Below are 18977 nucleotides of genomic sequence, written 5' to 3' on the forward strand. Positions count from 1 at the left end.
TCCCACCGCCTTCTTTATGTAGCTTTCAGCCTACTCAGCAAGCAGCTACTCCAGCACTACCTTGCGGGCAATGAGGACGTCGCCGACCTGTACGCGAAGCGTGTAGATGCCTTTCGCCAAGCTCTTCACCGATAGCGGCTGCTCTACCGCGCCGCCACGCAGGCTCACCTGCTGCGTCAGCACCGTCTGGCCGAGGCCATTGAGCAGCGTGGCGTTGGCCGTGGAGGTAGTGGCCCCGGCAATGCGCAGCGTGAGCTGGCCGGTTGCGCTGGGGTTCGGGAACACCGACACGTCGCCGGTCGGCAATTCGCCTTTCACTGCCAGTGCGCCTTGGCCTGCCTGCAGCGTAAAGGGCCCCTGCGTGTCGCTGGAACCGAAGCCGGACACCGAAACGTAGTAGGTAGCGCCAGCCGTAAGCCCGCTGACAACCAGCGTTCCGGCAGCCGTATTGGGGCCGGCACTACCCTGGCAGGCAACCTGCGTGAAGGGCCCGCTGCAGGTAGCGGCTGAGAACAGACGAACCTGCCCCGCTGGCCCGCCGGCCGCTACAATGGTGAGGGCAGTGGAGCCGCTGGCTGGAATCTGGACCCGGAACCAGACGTCTTTGGGGTTAGCAGCCGTAGTGCAGCCGGGATTCGCGTAGCCGTTAGGAATAGTGGCCGACGCGCCCAGGTTAGTCGAGGAAGTGGTCTGGAACGCGCCGCCCGTACCCAATGCCAGGGTAGTAGCGTTGCAGGGCTCATCATTGACGGAAGGTGGCAGCAGCGTAGTGAACGTGGCGGATACGGGAGCCGAGCTTTGGCCGCCGCTGCAGTTGCTCACCACGTTTACCCGGTATTGCATCAACCCCTGCAAACCGGTCAGCTGCAACGGCGAACCGCTGCCGGTTACGGTCACGGGAGTTCCCGTGGTCGGGGTGGCAATAGCCGTATAGCTGGTCACGCCCGTTACACCCGTAAACGTGACCGAAGCCGTGCTGCTGGTAACGTTAGTCACTATCAGGTTGCTGATGCGGGTGCAGTTGGTGGCCTGAAACGCGTACACCTGGCCCGTAGCCGGAGCCGTAGCCAACGACGTGGTTTCCAGCGTGGAGCTGGCCGTAGGCGAGGCGCTGGTATTGTTCAATGACAAGAATGAGATGGGGCTGCCTGCTCCCGACAAGCCAATGGAAGCTGAGGCCGAGTTAGGAGCACCACTTTCCCGACGGTACACAAACTCCACGCGGTTAGTGGTTTCGTAGAGCTTCACCTGAAACGAAACGACCGGGGCGGTGGCGCTGTAGTTCCATTCCCAGTTCAGCCACTCAAACGTGAATACGCGGTTCGGGACCGTACCCGTGGTCTGGTACTTGGCCGCGCTACCGGCTCCTTCACCAGCCAGGTCGTCCCAGAGCGGGGCCACCAGCGGCCGGATGGCGGCGGCGGCAGCGTCCAGGTCGTTGGTCAGGCTGCTGGAGGCGGCACTGTTGAAGGAGAGAAAGCCGTTGGAGCTGGCGTACACGTTGGTGTAGGGCACCCCATCGAAGGCAAACGAAAAGCCGATGGGAATAGCGCCTGACATGGCATCATCATCCTGCACCGCTGCTGCAACGGTAGCCGTGGCGGGCAGCGGGGTGAATGTGCCCTGGGAGGCAGAAAAGATGTAGGTATCTACCTGCGCTTGTGCCGTACTGACAGCGCAACTCATTCCGGCCACGATGGCTAAGGCGGTATGCCAGACGCGACGTGCTAACTGTAAACGTTTAAGCATGTGAAATTGGGTTGAGGAGGAAAAAAGGAAGACTTTCCGGCTGAGCGCTTCACGCAACTGGCGAAGCCTGGTGTGGCAGCCGGCTGGAAAGATAAGCGTACCCAGCGGCAATACAAGTCTCCCTCATCATTTCCGTACAGCTTACGGCCTAATCCATACCTCTGATTGTCAAACACATGCTTCCACTGCACACCCATTGATAGCCCATACGCAGGAAACAAAAAAGCCCCGCCGGATAGGCGGAGCTTTTCAGTTGATGACAACCTCATTTCGCAGAGGAGGAGGGATTCGAACCCCCGGAGGTTTAACCCTCAACGGTTTTCAAGACCGCCGCAATCGACCACTCTGCCACTCCTCTGAGTGTATAAGGGCGCTATGCGGTTATCATCAAAAGAGCTTCCACGGGTTGGAAGCTTTGGCAGAGAGGGGGGGATTCGAACCCCCGATACCCTTGCAGGTATAACGGATTTCGAATCCGTCGCATTCGACCACTCTGCCACCTCTCTAAGGTCCAAACTGAGTGGTTTGGGACGACAAAAGTAGCAGCACGCGCCACTTGCCGCAACTTTTACTTCTACATTTTTGCCGCCGCGCCTGTCTTTTACGGTTTATGCCTCTCTGTGAGCTGATTATCAGGAGTTAAATTTTTGCATCCCGACTGCGCAGCCGGTTGAGCAGCCGCACGCCCGAAGGACCATTGCGCAACCGGCCCGTCACGGCATCGATGCTCACGTTGATTTCAAAGCCCAGAATCAGGGTCATGCACACGAAGTCCAGCCACACCATAAAGCCGACCAGCGTGCCAACCGAGCCGTAGAAATGGTTGTAGGAGTCGAATATCTTGACATAGAGGATGAACAGGAACGACACCAGAAAAATCAGGAGCGTGGCCACCACCGCCCCCGCCGACAGAAACGGCCATTTGTCGTGTACGGGCGGCACGTAGTAGTACACGAGGCAGGTAGTGAGCAGGAACAGCCCCACCACCGAGCCGTATTTGATGATGGTAATCAGCTCCGAAGTAAAGGTTTCGGGCACGATTTCATGAAATACCAGCGCATCAATGATGTAGGTGCCGAAGAAGATACCAACCACCGAAACCAGCAGCACCAACGACAGCACCACCGTCAGCAGCGTAGCAATGACCCGCTTGCGCACGTAGGTCCGCTTCTTGAAGGAGGGGTACTTTTTCTCGAAGGCGTCGAGCAGGGCCATGATGCCGTTGGAGCTGAGCACCAGGGCCGTGGCAAAACCGAACGACAGCAGGCCACCGTGCGGAATGTTCACGATATCCTCAATAGTGCCCGAAATAGCCAGGTACATTTCCCGCGGAATCAGGTCAGACAGGAACTGCAGAATGTCCAGATTCAGGTTCGGAATCGGGACATAGGGAATTAGCGTGAATAGGAAGATGATGGTGGGAAATATAGCAATGGTGAAGTTGAACGCCATATAGGAGGCGCGCTTGGCAATACCATCGAGCCGGATTTCCTGCAGCAGCCGGTCTACCACATCATACACCGAAGCCCGCCCGCCCGCAAACCGTAGCCGCTTCAGAAACACAATGGCCTTGCGGTAGCTGCGGCGGCGGCGTACGTCGGGCAAATGGTAGCGGCGGGTGGGAAAACGCATGAACCGGATAGGTGAATTGTGCAGTGAACTGTCATGCTGAGCTTGCCGAAGCATCTCTACCTCTGGCTAACTCCTTACCACTAGCCCTAGTGCAACGAGGCGGTAGAGATGCTTCGGCAAGCTCAGCACGACGTGCCTTTAGCTCCTCACTTCTTCAAAAACGCGGCCGGCGCCGGTGCGTCTACCGGCGCTTTGGGTGGCGTGAGCGGGCCGCCGGTTTCGTCGTCGGAAAAGTAGCCGGCCAGCTTTTCCTGAATGTGTACCGGAATGGGCACGGGCCGGCCAGTAGCCATGCTCACGAACACCATCAACGTGTGGCCCTCGGTCAGCAGTTCCTGAGCCTCGTTGTAGATTTCGTACTCGAACAGCACGCGGGAGCCTTCGGCGGGCTGCCGGAGCAGCAGGCGTACCGTGAGCAGGTCGTCGTAGCGGGCGGGGCGGCGGAAGCGGGTTCGGATTTCACCTACCGGCATGCCCACGCCTTCGGCTTCCAAGTCCTTGTAGCTGATGCCCAGCTGCCGGAACGCTTCGGTGCGGCACACTTCAAAGTACGCCGCGTAGTTGCCGTGGTACACGTAGCCCATCTGGTCGGTTTCGGCGTAGCGGACCCGGATTTTGGTGTCGGAAATGTACATTGTTTTAGCTGTTAGCTTGTAGCTGCTGGCTGATAGCTGTTGGGTGAAAACGATAGAGGCCTTCTACGAGGGAAAAAGCTAACAGCTAATAGCCATCAGCTTTCAGCCACTAACAACTTACTTCATGATGCCGCTCCGCGTCAGCGCCGCTTGGTACCGCCGCGCATTTACAAGGTGCTCCTGCTCGTTGCGGGCAAAGGCGTGGTAGCCGCTGAAGTCCTCCTTGGCGCAGAAGTACAGGTAATCGTGGCTTTCGGGGTTCAGCACGGCATCAATGCTGGCAATGCTGGGCAGGTTGATGGGGCCGGGCGGCAGGCCTTTATACTTGTAGGTGTTGTAGGGCGAGTCTTTGGTGAGGTGCACGTTGAGCACCCGCTTGATGGTGAAATCCTTGTTGGCGTACACCACGGTGGGGTCGGCCTGGAGCTTCATGCCGCGCCGGAGGCGGTTGAGGTACACGCCGGCCACGCGGGGCCGCTCATCGGCATGCTGCTGCTGCTCGGCTTCCACAATGCTGGCCAGCGTGCTGACCTCGGCGCGGCTCAGGTTTAGTTGCTTGCGCTTAGCGTCGCGGGAAGGGGTCCAGAACTTCTCGTATTCCTTCTTCATGCGCTGCATGAGGTTGTCGGCGGACGTGTTCCAGGCTAGCTCGTAGGTGTTCGGGATGAACATGGTCTGTACGCTAGTCGTGTCGAAGCCCAGGCTTTTGGTGTAGCTGGGGCTGCTCAGCAGCGAGTCGAACTGGCCGGGGCGGGCATCGATGGTGGTGGCGAGCTTGCGGGCCAAGTCTTCGCGCAGCCGGATGTTCTGGAACGTGAGCATCAGGGGCAGCTTGTTGCTGCCGGTGCGCAGGTCGTTGATGAGCTGGCGGTTAGTGTAGCCTTCCTTCAGCTCGTAGCGGCCGGGTTTCACCAGCTTGTCATACTTCATCAGCTTCGCTACAAAGCGCAAACTGAGCTTATCGACGATGACACCGGTGGCCTCAATGGAGTCCAGCACGGCCTTGGCTGTTTCACCGCGGCGCACTACCACGTAGGTAGGCTTGCCTTTGGTTTCCACGTTCGGCGTGAAAAACACCTGGTAGAAGTAGTAGGAGAACGTAATGAGCAGCAGCCCAGAAATGCCCGTGATGTAGGCGAAACGGTTGCGGCGCTTCAGCGCTTTGGCTTTGTAATCGATGCGGGTCTTGGCCATCGGAGGAGAAGGTGGTCAGGTTACCGGAATATGAAGTTCCGGCGGGCAAATTGGCGGACGAAACCGTTTGGAGTAGCTTTGTCCGTCAAAAGTACGCGGAATCCGGCAGTGGCAGGATTTCAGACGCCTGGGTTTTGGGTTTGCTGCCAGCGCCACCGCTTTGCGGCTGCTCTGCTGCTTTTCCATCAACCTTTCCCGGCGGTTTGCGTCCTTACCCTGATTGCTGTTTCAATTTCATTACCCTTTTCTCCTTTCACGCATGCAACACTCTTACACTTCCCGGTGGCGGCGGCTGGCTCTGGTAGCCACGCTGGGGCTTTTTGGCACAGCCGCCCACGCGCAGCTGGCTACTTATTCCTTCACCGGCGCAACCGGCAGCGAGCCTACCGTAGCCGTTGACGCCCAGCCTATCAACGCCACGTTCAGCCCCATGTCGCGCGGGGCAGGTGTTACGCCTTCTGCCGGAGCCAACACTTTTTCGGCTATCGACTGGACCACAGGCACCACGCCGGACGCTACCGACTATTTTTCGTTCTCGGTGCAGCCGGCTACCGGCTTCCAGATGCGCCTCGACAGCATTCTGCTGGATGAGCGCCGCTCAGGCACCGGCATCCGGGATTGGGTGGTACGCTCCAGCGCCGACAACTTCACGGCCAACCTGATTACGGTGAACGTACCGGACGATACAGACACGCGCACGAACAAGAAAATTGTGCTGCCGGCCATTTTCGCGTCTCTTTTGACGCCGGTAGAATTCCGCATCTATGGCTACAACGCGGAGGCCACCACGGGCTCCTGGCGTGTCGACAACGTGAAGACGTACGGCCTGATTAGCCAGACGGGCGGTACCACAACGCCGGTGGCTTCATTCGCTGCCGCTTCGGCTACGGTGAACGAAAACGCGGGCACCATCCAGGTGCCGGTGCGCCTGAGCGCCGTAAGCGCCCAGGTTGTTACGGTAGAGGTAGCCATTGCTACTCCTGCTGGCACTGCCACCTCCCCTGCCGACTACACCTACACCACCCAAACCGTAACGTTCCCGGCCAACACCACGGCCCCCCAGAACGTGAACGTAACCATCGTGGATGACGCTGTTGCGGAAGCCAGCGAAACCATCATTCTGAAACTGCAGAACCCGCTTCCCGCCGGTTCTGCTACGGTTGATGCCGGCACCTATACCATCACCATCACCGACAACGACACCCCTACCGGCCCTACGGTTTCGACGGTAGCAGCCCTGACGGTGAACGACGCAGCCGGCGTACCGACCCAAAACACCCAAACGGTTTCGGCCCGCGGCACGGTGTATGGCACCAACCAGCGCACAGCTGGCTACCAGTTCACCCTGATTGACAACACCGGCGGCATCGGCCTGTTTGCTTCGGCCAACATTGGCACGACTGTTCTGGCGGAAGGTGACTCGGTGCTGGTGACCGGCACGCTGGGTCAGTTCAACGGCCTGAGCCAGATTACCATGACCAGCATCACGTCGCTGGGTCGTGCCCGCCGCACGTATCTGCCGCGCGCCGTGGTAGCGGCTCTGACTGAGAATGATGAGTCGGAGTTGATTGCTATTGCCACGCCCGTAACGCTTGTTACGCCTACTCAGTGGACCGGTGCCGCTACCGCCTACAACGTGGACGTCACGACGGCCGGCCCGAATCCGGTGGTGTACCAGATGCGGATTCCGGCCAACTCGGACTTCGCTGGCAAGCCTGCTCCTACCACGCCGTTCCTGCTCACCGGTATCGGCAGCCAGTTCGATGCCACCACGCCTTTCACGGAAGGCTACCAGATTATTCCGCGCCGCTACTCCGACCTGTCGTTTGTACAGCGTGCTGCTGAGCCGACTTTCGCTAAGGCTCTTGCCCTCTACCCCAATCCCGTGGCCAACCAGCTCACGCTGCGTGTTGATGGTGCCGGCCGTGGTGCTCAGGTAGAAATCATGAATGCGCTGGGCCAGGTAGTAAGCCGCACTGTGGCTACCACCGAGCTGACGAGCCTGAATGTAGCCTCGCTCAAAGCCGGTGTATATGCCGTGCGCCTCACGACTGCCGAAGGCAGCGCGACACGCCGCTTCGTGAAGCAATAGTCAGCCTTACCCGGCTTCACGCCTGAAAAGAGGCCCCGGCACTGCGCCGGGGCCTCTTTTTGCGTTATCCAAACAGCCTTCCCCGCGCCCCGGAACCCGATTCCCGCGCTCTGGAAATCGTTCCCCACGCTCTGGAAACCATTTCCCGCCTGCCGGAAGTCGTTGCCGTGGGGAGGAAACGTAACCCGGCAGGCAAAAACAACGAACAGGTGGCTGGCAGTTGTCTGTCACAACGGCTACCTTGCCCCGCTGCGGCGCTGCTCAGGTGCCGTATGTTGTTTCACCATCTAACTCCACGCTTTGCTATGGCCGCTACGCTGCTCCGCATTCACCCCGATAATCCGCCCCAGAACCGCATTCAGCAAGTTGTAGATGTATTACGTCGGGGTGGCATCATCATTTATCCTACGGACACGGTGTATGGCATCGGCTGCGACATTCATAACGCCAAAGCAGTGGACAAGCTGTGCCGCATAAAGGGCCTTAACCCCGACAAGGCGCTGCTAAGCTTCATCTGCTCCGACCTGTCGCACATCTCCGACTATGCGCACGGCATCACGACTCCGACTTACAAAGTGATAAAGCGGGCCCTGCCGGGACCATTTACGTTCATTTTCGAGGCCAGCTCCAAAGCGCCGCGCCAGGGAGGTCGTCAGCGCAAAACCGTTGGTATCCGGGTGCCCGACAGCCCCATTATTATTCAGCTGGTAAAGGAGCTCGGTAACCCTATTGTGAGCACCTCGGTGCGCGAGGATGAAAACACGCTCGACGAGTACGTAACGGATCCGGACCTGATTTTCGAGAAGTACCGCTCGTTGGTGGATATCGTCATCGATGGCGGCTTCGGCAACAACGTCCCCAGCACCATCATCGACTGCACCAACGACGACTTTGAGCTGGTACGCCAGGGCGCCGGCGACATCGAGCAGTATCTGTAACAGCACTAAAAAAGCCCAATAAGCGAAGCGGCTGCACCACTGGTGCAGCCGCTTCGCTTATTGGGCTTTTTTAGTGCTGTTGTCCGGCCTAGCTCACCGGCTCACTAACCGGGCGCTTGTGCTTCCAGCGGCGGTGGGTCCAGAGGTAGTCGGCGGGAAAAGCATGAATGTCGTGTTCCAGCTGGCGCACAAACGCTTCGGTGACAAGAAATTCGTTGGCGGGCAGCGGGGCGTCGCCATCGTAGAGTTCCGTCAGGATAATCTGGTAGTAGCCACGGCGCAGCCGGCGGATGCTTACATACACTACCGGGCAATGGAAGCGGGAAGCCAGCCGGTCGGCGCTGGTATAGAAGCCGGAGTCCTGGTTCATGAATTGCGTCCAGTAGGGCCGGTCTTCGGGGCCGGCAGCCTGGTCGGAGAGCAGGCTTACTACCCGGGTTTCGCCCCGGCGCTGCAGCATGTCGCGCAGGGTGTCGCGCATGGGTATCAGGCCGGCGCCGGTGCGGGTGCGCAGCTGGTGCATAAAGCTTTCGAAAAACGGGTTGCTTAGCGGTTTGTACACCCCATCAGCGTGCGCCGACAGCCATGCGGCCCCCGAAGTCAGCACCCATTCCCAGTTGCCGGCATGCGACGACAGGCCCAGCACCGTGCGTCCCTGCGCGAAGTGACGCTCCATTACCTCGGGGTTGCTGAACCACACGCGGCGCTTCAGCTCTTCAGCGGGCATCACCGCCAGCTTCAGGGTTTCCACCATCACCTGCGCGAAGTGCCGGTAGAATGCCTTCTGAATCCGCAGAATCTCATTTTCAGGCTTCTCCGGAAACGAATTGCGCAGGTTTTTCAACACTACTTTCTGCCGGTAGCGCAGCACGTACGCCAACAGGAAGTACATGACTTCGGCCAGCCCGTAGAGCACCGAAAGCGGCAGGTGAGCTAGGCCACGGAGCAGCCTGTTGAGCGGACGATAATACCAGGGATACGGCTTGATCATGCCCCAAAGTTAACGGGCCGGGCCCGCTCCGGCCGGCGCGTAGTCATTGGCCTCCCGATGCAGTGTGGCGGTCTGCGAGGCAAGCAGCTGGTTTTTAGCGTTGCGCACTTCCACAGTCAGCAGGTAGTCGCCGGTAGGCACTTTGCCCAGGTTCAGCTCGCTGGTCAGTACGGTAGGGCGCCCCTCGGCGCCGGTTACAGTGCTTTGCCCAGTGGCTATGGTCTTCGCGCCCATTCCTTTCGGCAGATTGATTTCTTTCAGCCGGTAAGAAACCTGTAGCGGCTGCCCTACGGCAGCATTGTACAGTTCCCCATAAAAGAATAGCTTCTCTTGCCCACGGGCATAGAGGGCACCTGGAGCGCGGGTAAGGCTAAAACCAGAGCGGCTAAAGTTGCTGGCCTCAGCGCCGCGCGCGGCCGGCTTGGCCAGCAGCACCAGGTCACTCAAGGTTGGCTTGGCTTCCGTCGATTTCAGCACCAGCGGCATTTCTATCAGGCTTTGCTGGCCCTTACGGTACTGATCCTGCACCAACGCGCGTAAAGAGTATTCTCCATCGGGCAGAACGATGCGCTTCTGAAAGCTGAGCGGATTTTTGATGACAGCCGTCGTGTCGCTGAGCACAGGTGGTTTGAGCGTAACCGTTTCCTGATAAGCCGCCTGTCCGTTGGGCCGCACAATTTCTAGTGTCAGCACGGCAGCGGCCTGGTACATTTTGGGCGCCCGGCGCATATAGCGCAGCCACTTTCCCGACACAGTGGCATACAATTCCACTACGTTGCCCTTTACACTTACATCTTCATTGCGGAAACGAGCTACATCAAGCTGCAGTGTAGGCTGCGGCGCAGCGGCAGCCGTGAGGTGCAGCAGAAGCAACAAAAGAAAAACAGGAAGTGTACGCATGCAGAAGTATCAGGCGGTAAAGGTAGATGGAGGCTGCGGAAAGCCTAACGTTCTGCAAACGGCTGGCCGTTCCCACCGTTGCCTCCGGCGCGTCACTCAAACCGCCCTATTTTGAACCAGTTGCTTCCCGTTTCTGGAAACCGGACGTGGTCAGCAAGCAAGTCTGCTCAGCATACTGGCCTGTTTCCAAAGCGGAGTTGCGTAACCATTCCTGTTTGCTGTTGCCGGTTTCTGCGGTCAGTGCGTTATGTTGGCAGTCACATCCGGTTAAGTCCTGCTCCTCCTTTGTCTATGTCCGCCGTCCTTTTCGAGTCGCAGTACAACCCGCCCGTTGCGTTTTTTGGCCAACTAATAGGAGCCGATGCGCTGTGGCTGGAAACGCAGGAGCACTACCGCAAGCAAACCTACCGCAACCGCTGCCTCATCCTGACGGCCCAGGGCGTGAAGCCGCTCACGGTGCCGGTAGTAGATGGCAACCGCAGCGAGAAAGTAAAAACCTCGGAACTGGAAATTGACTACCGCCAGAACTGGGTGCACACGCACTGGCGCAGCATCCAAACCGCTTATGGCGGCACTCCGTACTTTGAATACTACGCCGACTATCTCCACGACATTTACGTACAGAAGCCCCGGCTGCTGTTCGAACTGAATCTGACGCTGCTGCAGTTCTATCTGCGCTGCCTGCGCCTGCGCACTCCCATCCATCTCACCACCGAATACCACACCCCTTCCTCCACCCCAGCCCTCGGTTCTGAGTTGCTTGACAGGCGCGACTGGCTGACACCAAAGCCCCCCGGCGCAACTGGACCTGACAGTACGTCTGCCTTGCCCTATGCGCAGACGTTTGGTAAAGATTTTGCACCGGGGCTCAGCATCTTAGACCTGCTTTTTATGCAGGGCCCGGCCGCCGGCGACTTTCTCGCGTAGTGCCAAGTGCCGGCTCCGAACCTTCGCCCGACCCAATCTGTTTCAGATTATATCGGCCCAACCCGCTGCTGAGGCCTTCAGCCTGTTTGCGGGGTACCGTTTTTCTTCACTACCTTATCTGCATGGAAGCTAAATTCTCAAATCGAGTCAAGGAGGTCATCTCCCTGAGCCGGGAAGAGGCCATCCGGCTCGGGCACGACTATATCGGCACCGAACACCTGTTGTTGGGCATGATTCGCGAAGGGGAAGGCACGGCCATCGGTCTGCTCAAGAAATTGGGCGTATCCGTGGACGAGCTCAAATACGCCCTCGAGCAAGCCACCCGCAACACGGCCACGCAGGGCACGAGCATTACCGGCTCCATCCCGCTGACGAAACAAACCGAGAAAGTCCTCAAGATTACCTATCTCGAAGCCAAGATCTTCAAGAGCGAGATTATCGGGACGGAGCACCTGCTCCTCTCGATCCTGCGCGACGAAGACAACATTTCGTCTCAAATTCTCAGCAAATTCAACGTGAACTACGAATCTGTGCGCGATTCGCTGGACTACCACGGTAACACGGCGAACAACCCTACCAGCGGCCCCGAAGCCGACGACGACGACAATGACCGCCTCTTCGGGGGTGGTGCAGGCCGCGGCGGTGCCGGTGCCGGCGCTACGCCCAAGAAAGGCACCGAAAAGTCGCGCACACCCGTGCTCGACAACTTCGGCCGCGACCTGACCAAGCTGGCCGAGGAAGACAAGCTCGACCCGATTGTGGGCCGCGAAAAGGAAATTGAGCGTGTAGCTCAGATTCTGAGCCGCCGCAAAAAGAACAATCCGATTCTGATTGGTGAGCCCGGCGTTGGTAAAACGGCCATTGCCGAAGGCCTCGCCCTGCGCATCATTCAGAAGAAGGTGTCGCGCGTGCTGTTCGGCAAGCGAGTAGTTACGCTCGACCTCGCCTCGCTGGTGGCTGGTACCAAGTACCGTGGCCAGTTCGAGGAGCGTATGAAGGCCGTGATGAACGAGTTGGAAAAGTCGCCCGACGTGATTCTGTTCATCGACGAACTGCACACGATTGTGGGTGCTGGCGGGGCTTCGGGTTCGCTGGATGCCTCCAATATGTTCAAGCCGGCCCTGGCCCGCGGCGAAATTCAATGCATCGGTGCTACCACGCTTGATGAGTACCGCCAGTACATCGAGAAGGATGGCGCGCTGGCCCGTCGTTTCCAGATGGTGATGGTGGACCCCACCACGCCTGAGGAGACGATTGAAATTCTGCACAACATCAAGGACAAGTATCAGGACCACCACCACGTGGTGTACACCGACAAGGCCATCGAGGCCTGCGTGAAGCTGTCGGACCGCTACATGTCAGACCGGTTTCTGCCGGACAAGGCCATCGACATTCTTGATGAGGCCGGTGCCCGCGTACACATCAACAACATCGTGGTGCCCGAGGATATTCTCAAGCTCGAAGAGCAGATTGAGAACATCAAGGTGGAGAAAAACCGCGTGGTGAAAAGCCAGAAGTACGAAGAGGCCGCCAAGCTGCGTGACACGGAGAAGAAGCTTATTGATCAGCTCGAATCAGCCAAAAAGGACTGGGAAGAGGAGACTAAGAAGAAGCGCTACACCGTGAAGGAGGAGAATGTGGCCGAGGTAATTGCCATGATGACCGGCATTCCCGTTTCGCGCGTGGCCCAGAACGAAAGCGCCAAGCTCCTGAAAATGGGCGAAGAGCTGCAGGGTCGCGTAATCGGGCAGGACAAGGCCATCAAGCAACTCGTGAAAGCCATCCAGCGCACCCGCGTGGGCCTGAAAGACCCGAAGAAGCCCATCGGCTCGTTCGTGTTCCTCGGCCCGACCGGTGTAGGTAAAACCGAGCTGGCCAAGGTGCTGGCTACCTACCTCTTCGACAAAGAGGATTCGCTTGTGCGGATTGACATGTCGGAGTACATGGAGAAGTTCAGCGTATCGCGCCTCGTGGGCGCGCCTCCCGGCTACGTGGGCTACGAAGAGGGCGGCCAGTTGACGGAGAAAATCCGCCGCAAGCCGTACTCGGTTATCCTGCTTGATGAGATTGAGAAGGCACACCCCGACGTGTACAACCTGCTCCTGCAGGTGCTCGACGACGGTATCCTGACCGACGGCCTGGGCCGCAAGGTGGACTTCCGCAACACCATCATCATCATGACCTCGAACATTGGGGCGCGTGATTTGGCCGACTTCGGCGCCGGTATCGGTTTCGGCACCAAGGCCCGCCAGGAGAACATGGACGAGTTGACAAAGGGCACCATCACCAATGCCCTCCGCAAAACCTTCTCGCCCGAGTTCCTGAACCGTTTGGACGACGTCATCGTGTTCAACTCGCTGGAGAAGTCGGATATCCACAAGATTATCGACATCAGCTTGGCCAAGCTGCTGGGCCGTATCCAGACGCTGGGCTACCGCGTGGAGCTAACTGATGCTGCCAAGGACTTCGTGGCCGAAAAAGGCTACGACCCCAAATATGGCGCGCGTCCGCTGAACCGGGCCATCCAGAAGTACATCGAAGATCCGATTGCCGAGGAAATCCTGAAAGCGGAAATTGCTCAGGGCGACGTTATCACGGCTGATTATGCGGAAGGCGCGGAAGAGCTGACCTTCGCCGTGAGCAAGAGCGGCGAGCCGCAGAACCTTGCCAGCGACGAGCGGCCGGAGGAAGCTCCCGAGCCAACGGACGACGAGCCGAAGGACACCAAGAAGAAGGGCGAGTAATCGTCTGGAATACATAGAAACGGCCGGCTCCTGTGAAGGGGCCGGCCGCTTTATATTTATACAGCTAGTAAGTAGTAATAAAGACCAGTTGCCGCCCGCACAATTCTGGTGCGGCTTTTCTTTGCCCATACGTTACCTTTGGATTCCTGACCTAAGTAGCTACATAGACTTTCCTCAAGCCCACCCCGCATGTCCGATCCGCACGCTGACGCCCAACTAAGCAAACTCGAAATTCTCGACCGCAAAAACCAGGAGGCCCTGCTCGGCGGTGGCCAGGCCCGCATTGATGCGCAGCACAAGAAAGGCAAGCTCACGGCCCGGGAGCGGATTGATCTGCTGTTCGATGAAGGCTCATTTGAGGAAATCGGCAAGTTTGTAATGCACCGCTCTAAAGACTTCGGTCTGGACAAAGAGTATTACCTCGGCGACGGGGTAGTAACAGGCTACGGCACCGTAAACGGCCGGCTGGTGTACGCGTTTTCGCAGGATTTCACGGTGTTTGGCGGCTCGCTGAGCGAAACGCACGCCGAGAAAATTGTGAAAATCATGGACCTCGCCATGAAGAACGGAGCCCCGGTTATCGGCCTGAACGACTCGGGCGGGGCCCGGATTCAGGAAGGCGTAGTGAGCCTGGGTGGCTACGCTGATATCTTTTATAAGAATACGCTGGCCTCGGGTGTGGTACCGCAGCTGTCGGCCATTATGGGGCCGTGCGCGGGCGGCGCGGTGTACTCGCCGGCCATCACCGACTTTATCCTGATGGTGGAGGACACGAGCTACATGTTCGTGACCGGGCCGAACGTGGTAAAGACGGTAACCCACGAAAACGTGACCAGCGAGGAGCTGGGCGGTGCCAGTACGCACTCGGCCAAGAGCGGCGTCACGCACTTTTCGTGCGCCAACGAAGTAGCTTGCATCAACCACCTCAAGCAGCTGCTGAGCTACATGCCCCAGAACTGCGAGGAAACAGCCCCCGCGGTACTTTACGAAGCTGGCCAGGACGAAAGCCGCGCTGTGCTGGACACCATCATCCCGGAGAACCCCAACCAGCCCTACGACATGCGGGAGGTGATTGAAGGCATCATTGATGCCGGCACCTTCCTGGAAGTGCATCAGAATTTCGCCGAGAATATAGTGGTAGGTTTTGCCCGCTTAGGTGGCCGGAGCATCGGTATCGTGGGCAATCAGCCGGCGGTGCTGGCGGGCGTGCTCGACATCAACGCTTCTACCAAAGCCGCCCGGTTCGTGCGCTTCTGCGACTCGTTCAACATTCCGCTGCTGGTGCTGGAAGATGTGCCAGGCTTCCTGCCCGGCACCGACCAGGAGTGGCGCGGCATCATCACCAACGGCGCCAAACTGCTCTACGCCTTTTGCGAAGCCACCGTGCCGCGCATTACCGTCATCACACGCAAAGCCTACGGCGGGGCGTATGACGTGATGAACAGCAAGCACATTGGGGCCGACATGAACTACGCCTGGCCTACTGCCGAAATTGCGGTAATGGGTGCCAAAGGTGCCGCCGAAATCATCTTCAAGCGCGAGATTGCCGCTGCCGAGGACCCCGAAGCCAAGCTGCAGGAGAAGGTAGATGAGTATCAGCAGAAATTTGCCACGCCGTACCGTGCCGCCCACCGCGGCTTCGTGGACGAAGTAATTCTACCCTCGCAGACACGCCAGAAGCTGATTCGGGCGTTCAAGATGCTCGAAAACAAAGTGGACACGCTGCCCCGCAAGAAGCACGGCAACATTCCGCTGTAGGCCTCCCCTATGTCAGTTCAGATTCGTCCGTCGGTTTTGCAAGATGCCCCGGCTATCCGCAGCCTGTACCAGCGCGTGTCGCGGGAAAGTGGCGGTTTGGCCCGGCAGCCGGCAGAAATTACGGACGAGTATGTGCAGCATTTTCTGAGCCGTAGTCTGGCCCGGGGCGTAGCGCTGGTGGCCGAGCAAAACGGGCATCTCGTAGCCGAAATCCACACGTATTGGTCCGGCCTGCAGATTTTCGCGCACGTGCTCGGCGACATTACAGTTGCCGTAGATGCCGCAGTACAGAACCAGGGCATCGGCCGGCGGTTGTTTGAGGAGTTGCTGGCCCGCGTACAGACGGCGTTTCCGCAGGTGCGCCGCGTAGAGCTGCTGGTGCGCGAAAGCAACGTTCGGGCTATAGCGCTCTACGAGCAACTCGGGTTCCGGCAGGAAGGCCGTTTTGAAGGCCGGGTGGCTGGCTCAAACGGTCTGGAAGCCGACATTCCGATGGCGTGGCACGTACTTGAATCACCGTAGTGGCAAACCACTCTTTGTAGCTCATTTTCCTATTTTTTACCTTTCTGAGCCCTTGTTTCATGCGTCAGGAAAGCTTCGATTTCCTTCAGAAGTACCTCAACAACCCTTCTCCGACCGGCTTCGAGAAGGAAGGTCAGAAAATATGGCTGGACTATATCCGGCCGTATATCGACGAGTATTTCGTGGATACTTACGGCACAGTGGTCGGCGTCATCAACCCCGACGCCAAGTACAAAGTGGTGATTGAGGCCCACGCCGACGAAATCAGCTATTTCGTCAATTTCATCACCGAATCGGGCTTCCTTTATCTGCGCCGCAATGGTGGCTCCGACCCCTTGGTGGCACCCAGCAAACGCGTGAACATTCACACGGCCAAGGGCATTGTAAAGGCCGTGTTCGGCTGGCCGGCCATCCATGTGCGCAAAGTAGAGCAGGACAAGGCTCCAACCATCGAAACGGTCTTTCTTGACTGCGGCGCTTCCAGCAAGGAGGAGGTCGAGCAGATGGGCATTCATGTGGGCTCCGTCGTCACGTTCGAAGATGAGTTCATGGTAATGAACGACAAGTTCTACGTGGGCCGCGCCCTCGACAACCGGGTAGGCGGCTTCATGATTGCGGAAGTGGCCCGCATGCTGAAAGAGAACAGCAAAACCCTGCCCTTCGGCCTCTACATCGTGAATGCCGTGCAGGAGGAAATCGGGTTGCGCGGGGCCGAAATGGTAGCGCACCGCATCAATCCGGACGTGGCCATCATCACGGACGTGACCCACGATACTCAGTCGCCGATGTACGAGAAAAAGACTTCGGGTGACATTTTCTGCGGCAAAGGTCCGGTGATTACCTACGGCCCGGCCGTGCAGAACAACCTGCGCGACCTGATCATCGAAACAGCGCAAAAGGCTGAAATTCCATTCCAGCGGGCCGCTGCTACCCGCGCCACCGGCACCGACACCGATGCCTTTGCCTACTCCGGCGCCGGCGTGGCAGCCGCCCTTATTTCGCTGCCTCTCAAATACATGCATACCACCGTGGAAACCGTCCATAAAGATGATGTGGATAGCGTGACCAAGCTCATCTACGAAACTCTCCTGCGCATCGAGGACGGGCATGATTTCCGCTACTTCAGCTAAAGCGCAACCGGTCCTTCTGGGTGCTGCTCAGGAGGACCGGTTTTTTTCAGGCAGATCCATGAAAATTTCCGGCTTCACCATCATTCGCAACGCCGTCATCAACGATTATCCGGTGGTGGAAGCTATTCGCTCCATCCTGCCGGTCGTGGATGAAATGGTGGTGAGTGTCGGGGATAGTGAGGATGATACCGAGGGGTTGATCCTAGCCATCGGCTCGCCCAAAATCCGCATTGTGCACTCGGTGTGGGACCCGGCGCTGAAAACCAACGGCACCGTGCTGGCCGTGGAAACCGACAAGGCGTTCCTCCAGATCAGCCCCGACGCTGACTGGGCTTTTTACATTCAGGCCGATGAGGTAGTGCACGAGCAATACCACGCGGCCATCCGGCAGGCCGCCGAGCAGCACCTCACCGACAAGCGCGTGGAAGGTCTGCTGTTCAACTACACGCACTTTTACGGCACCTACGACTATATCGGGGACAGTCGGCGCTGGTACGGCCGTGAGGTGCGCGTCATCCGCAATGATGCCGCTATCCGGTCTTATAAGGATGCGCAGGGCTTCCGCAAGGCGAATGGCGAGAAGCTCCGCGTGAAGCCGGCCAATGCTTCCGTGTATCACTACGGCTGGGTGAAAAACCCGCAACAGATGCTCACCAAGATGAAGAATCTGGGCCGTTTCTGGGCCGGCGACGCAAGCCCCGACCAGCATCCGCTGGCGGCCGCCGACGTCTTTAATTTCGACGACTACGACTCCCTGGAAATATTCCGGGGCACGCACCCGGCCGTGATGCAGGAGCGCATAGCCCGCCAGAACTGGCAGGTAGACATCGACGTGAGCAAAAAGCGCTTCGATAAGCCCAAATACCGCTTTCTGTACTGGGTTGAGAAGCTGACGGGCAAGCGGTTCTTCGAGTTCCGCAACTTCCGGCTCGTATAGCGGCGGGCCACATGCAGCTTCCTCCCCTACTGCCGCCGCTCACCGTTACGGACCAGATGGGCCGGCGCGTGGCCGTGCCGTTTCCGCCGCGCCGCATCGTGTCGCTGGTGCCGTCGCAGACGGAGCTGCTGCATGCGCTGGGCCTGGGGCAGCACGTGGTGGGCGTCACGAAGTTCTGTATTCATCCGGCGGAAGCGCGGCAGCAGGCCGCCATCATAGGCGGCACCAAGAATTTCGATTTCGAGCAGATTGCCGCGCTCAAACCCGACCTGATTATCGGCAATAAGGAAGAAAACTACCAGGAAGGCATTGAGCAGCTGGCGGCGCACTATCCGGTCTGGATGAGCGACATCAGCACGCTGGCCGAGGCGTTGGATATGATCCGGCGGGTGGGCCTTATTGGCGGCCGCAAAGACGCGGCCGAGGCCCTGGCCGCCGAAATTGCAGCTTCATTTGAGCAACTACCGCAGCCTACGAAGCTCATACCAGCCGCGTATTTCATCTGGCGCAAGCCCTATATGGTGGCTGGCACGGGCACTTTTATTGATGAAATGCTCCGGCAGGCGGGCTTCCGCAACGTATTCGCGAGCCTGGCGCGTTACCCCGAAATAACGCCGGAGCAGCTGCAGAAGGCGGCACCCGAACAGATTCTGCTTTCCTCCGAGCCGTATCCGTTCCAGGAGAAGCATTTGGCCGAGTTCCGGACACTTTGCCGGGCTGCCGCAGTGCGCATCGTGGATGGGGAGCTGTTCAGTTGGTACGGAAGCCGCCTGCGGCTGTCGGCGGCCTATTTCCGAAAGTTGAACTCCCTGCCGGCCTGACAGCCCT

Annotated in this window: 15 protein-coding genes and 2 tRNA genes; 9 read left to right on the top strand and 8 right to left on the bottom strand. The window is 58.6% G+C overall.

Features of this window, described 5'->3' with window-relative positions:
* Window positions 1-45: 45 nt before the first annotated feature.
* The 6 genes from IC231_RS11315 to mltG form a co-directional block, all read right to left on the bottom strand.
* Window positions 46-1749 (bottom strand): T9SS type A sorting domain-containing protein, encoded by a 1704-nt coding sequence (locus IC231_RS11315; RefSeq protein WP_190784612.1) that lies wholly within the window; start codon window positions 1747-1749, stop codon window positions 46-48.
* A 273-nt stretch (window positions 1750-2022) separates the two neighbouring features.
* Window positions 2023-2107: transfer RNA gene (locus IC231_RS11320), tRNA-Ser, on the bottom strand.
* A gap of 58 nt (window positions 2108-2165) precedes the next feature.
* Window positions 2166-2255 (bottom strand) — tRNA-Ser (locus IC231_RS11325).
* 133 nt (window positions 2256-2388) lie between these two features.
* Window positions 2389-3381, bottom strand: a complete 993-nt coding sequence (locus IC231_RS11330) for a YihY/virulence factor BrkB family protein (RefSeq protein ID WP_190784613.1) — start codon at window positions 3379-3381, stop codon at window positions 2389-2391.
* 146 nt (window positions 3382-3527) lie between these two features.
* Window positions 3528-4016 carry an acyl-CoA thioesterase gene (locus IC231_RS11335; RefSeq protein WP_190784614.1) on the bottom strand — a complete coding sequence of 163 codons (489 nt, stop codon included), beginning with the start codon at window positions 4014-4016 and terminating at the stop codon, window positions 3528-3530.
* A 117-nt stretch (window positions 4017-4133) separates the two neighbouring features.
* Complete coding sequence (gene mltG / locus IC231_RS11340) at window positions 4134-5210, bottom strand: endolytic transglycosylase MltG (RefSeq protein ID WP_190784615.1); 1077 nt, start codon at window positions 5208-5210, stop codon at window positions 4134-4136.
* A gap of 259 nt (window positions 5211-5469) precedes the next feature.
* On the opposite strand from mltG, the gene IC231_RS11345 reads away from it, so the two are divergent.
* The gene (locus tag IC231_RS11345; protein WP_190784616.1) at window positions 5470-7302 is read left to right on the top strand and encodes a T9SS type A sorting domain-containing protein; all 1833 of its coding nucleotides are present in this window, start codon (window positions 5470-5472) and stop codon (window positions 7300-7302) included.
* A gap of 305 nt (window positions 7303-7607) precedes the next feature.
* Window positions 7608-8240 carry an L-threonylcarbamoyladenylate synthase gene (locus IC231_RS11350; protein WP_185887317.1) on the top strand — a complete coding sequence of 211 codons (633 nt, stop codon included), beginning with the start codon at window positions 7608-7610 and terminating at the stop codon, window positions 8238-8240.
* 88 nt (window positions 8241-8328) lie between these two features.
* Here the strand turns inward: IC231_RS11350 and IC231_RS11355 are convergent, their stop codons facing one another.
* Window positions 8329-9231, bottom strand: coding sequence for a lysophospholipid acyltransferase family protein (locus tag IC231_RS11355; protein ID WP_190784617.1), 903 nt, complete (start codon window positions 9229-9231; stop codon window positions 8329-8331).
* 9 nt (window positions 9232-9240) lie between these two features.
* A complete protein-coding gene (locus IC231_RS11360) occupies window positions 9241-10107 on the bottom strand; it encodes a hypothetical protein (RefSeq protein WP_190784618.1) in 867 nt (288 codons plus the stop codon).
* Window positions 10108-10422: 315 nt separating this feature from the next.
* Between IC231_RS11360 and IC231_RS11365 the strand changes: the two genes are divergently transcribed.
* The 7 genes from IC231_RS11365 to IC231_RS11395 all read left to right on the top strand — a co-directional run bounded on the left by IC231_RS11365 (window position 10423) and on the right by IC231_RS11395 (window position 18970).
* The gene (locus IC231_RS11365; protein ID WP_190784619.1) at window positions 10423-11058 is read left to right on the top strand and encodes a WbqC family protein; all 636 of its coding nucleotides are present in this window, start codon (window positions 10423-10425) and stop codon (window positions 11056-11058) included.
* 122 nt (window positions 11059-11180) lie between these two features.
* Window positions 11181-13802 carry an ATP-dependent Clp protease ATP-binding subunit gene (locus IC231_RS11370; RefSeq protein WP_190784620.1) on the top strand — a complete coding sequence of 874 codons (2622 nt, stop codon included), beginning with the start codon at window positions 11181-11183 and terminating at the stop codon, window positions 13800-13802.
* 189 nt (window positions 13803-13991) lie between these two features.
* Window positions 13992-15560: an acyl-CoA carboxylase subunit beta gene (locus IC231_RS11375; RefSeq protein WP_190784621.1), complete on the top strand. Its 1569-nt coding sequence runs from the start codon at window positions 13992-13994 to the stop codon at window positions 15558-15560.
* A 9-nt stretch (window positions 15561-15569) separates the two neighbouring features.
* Window positions 15570-16082 carry a GNAT family N-acetyltransferase gene (locus IC231_RS11380; protein ID WP_190784622.1) on the top strand — a complete coding sequence of 171 codons (513 nt, stop codon included), beginning with the start codon at window positions 15570-15572 and terminating at the stop codon, window positions 16080-16082.
* A gap of 59 nt (window positions 16083-16141) precedes the next feature.
* Window positions 16142-17212, top strand: a complete 1071-nt coding sequence (locus tag IC231_RS11385) for a M42 family metallopeptidase (RefSeq protein WP_190784623.1) — start codon at window positions 16142-16144, stop codon at window positions 17210-17212.
* A 58-nt stretch (window positions 17213-17270) separates the two neighbouring features.
* On the top strand, window positions 17271-18149 hold the full coding sequence (locus IC231_RS11390; protein ID WP_190784624.1) for a glycosyltransferase family protein: 879 nt from the start codon (window positions 17271-17273) through the stop codon (window positions 18147-18149).
* Between the two features lie 11 nt (window positions 18150-18160).
* A complete protein-coding gene (locus tag IC231_RS11395) occupies window positions 18161-18970 on the top strand; it encodes an ABC transporter substrate-binding protein (RefSeq protein WP_211539000.1) in 810 nt (269 codons plus the stop codon).
* Window positions 18971-18977 lie beyond the last annotated feature (7 nt).

This window comes from Hymenobacter duratus (genome assembly GCF_014698995.1).
Classification (GTDB): domain Bacteria; phylum Bacteroidota; class Bacteroidia; order Cytophagales; family Hymenobacteraceae; genus Hymenobacter; species Hymenobacter duratus.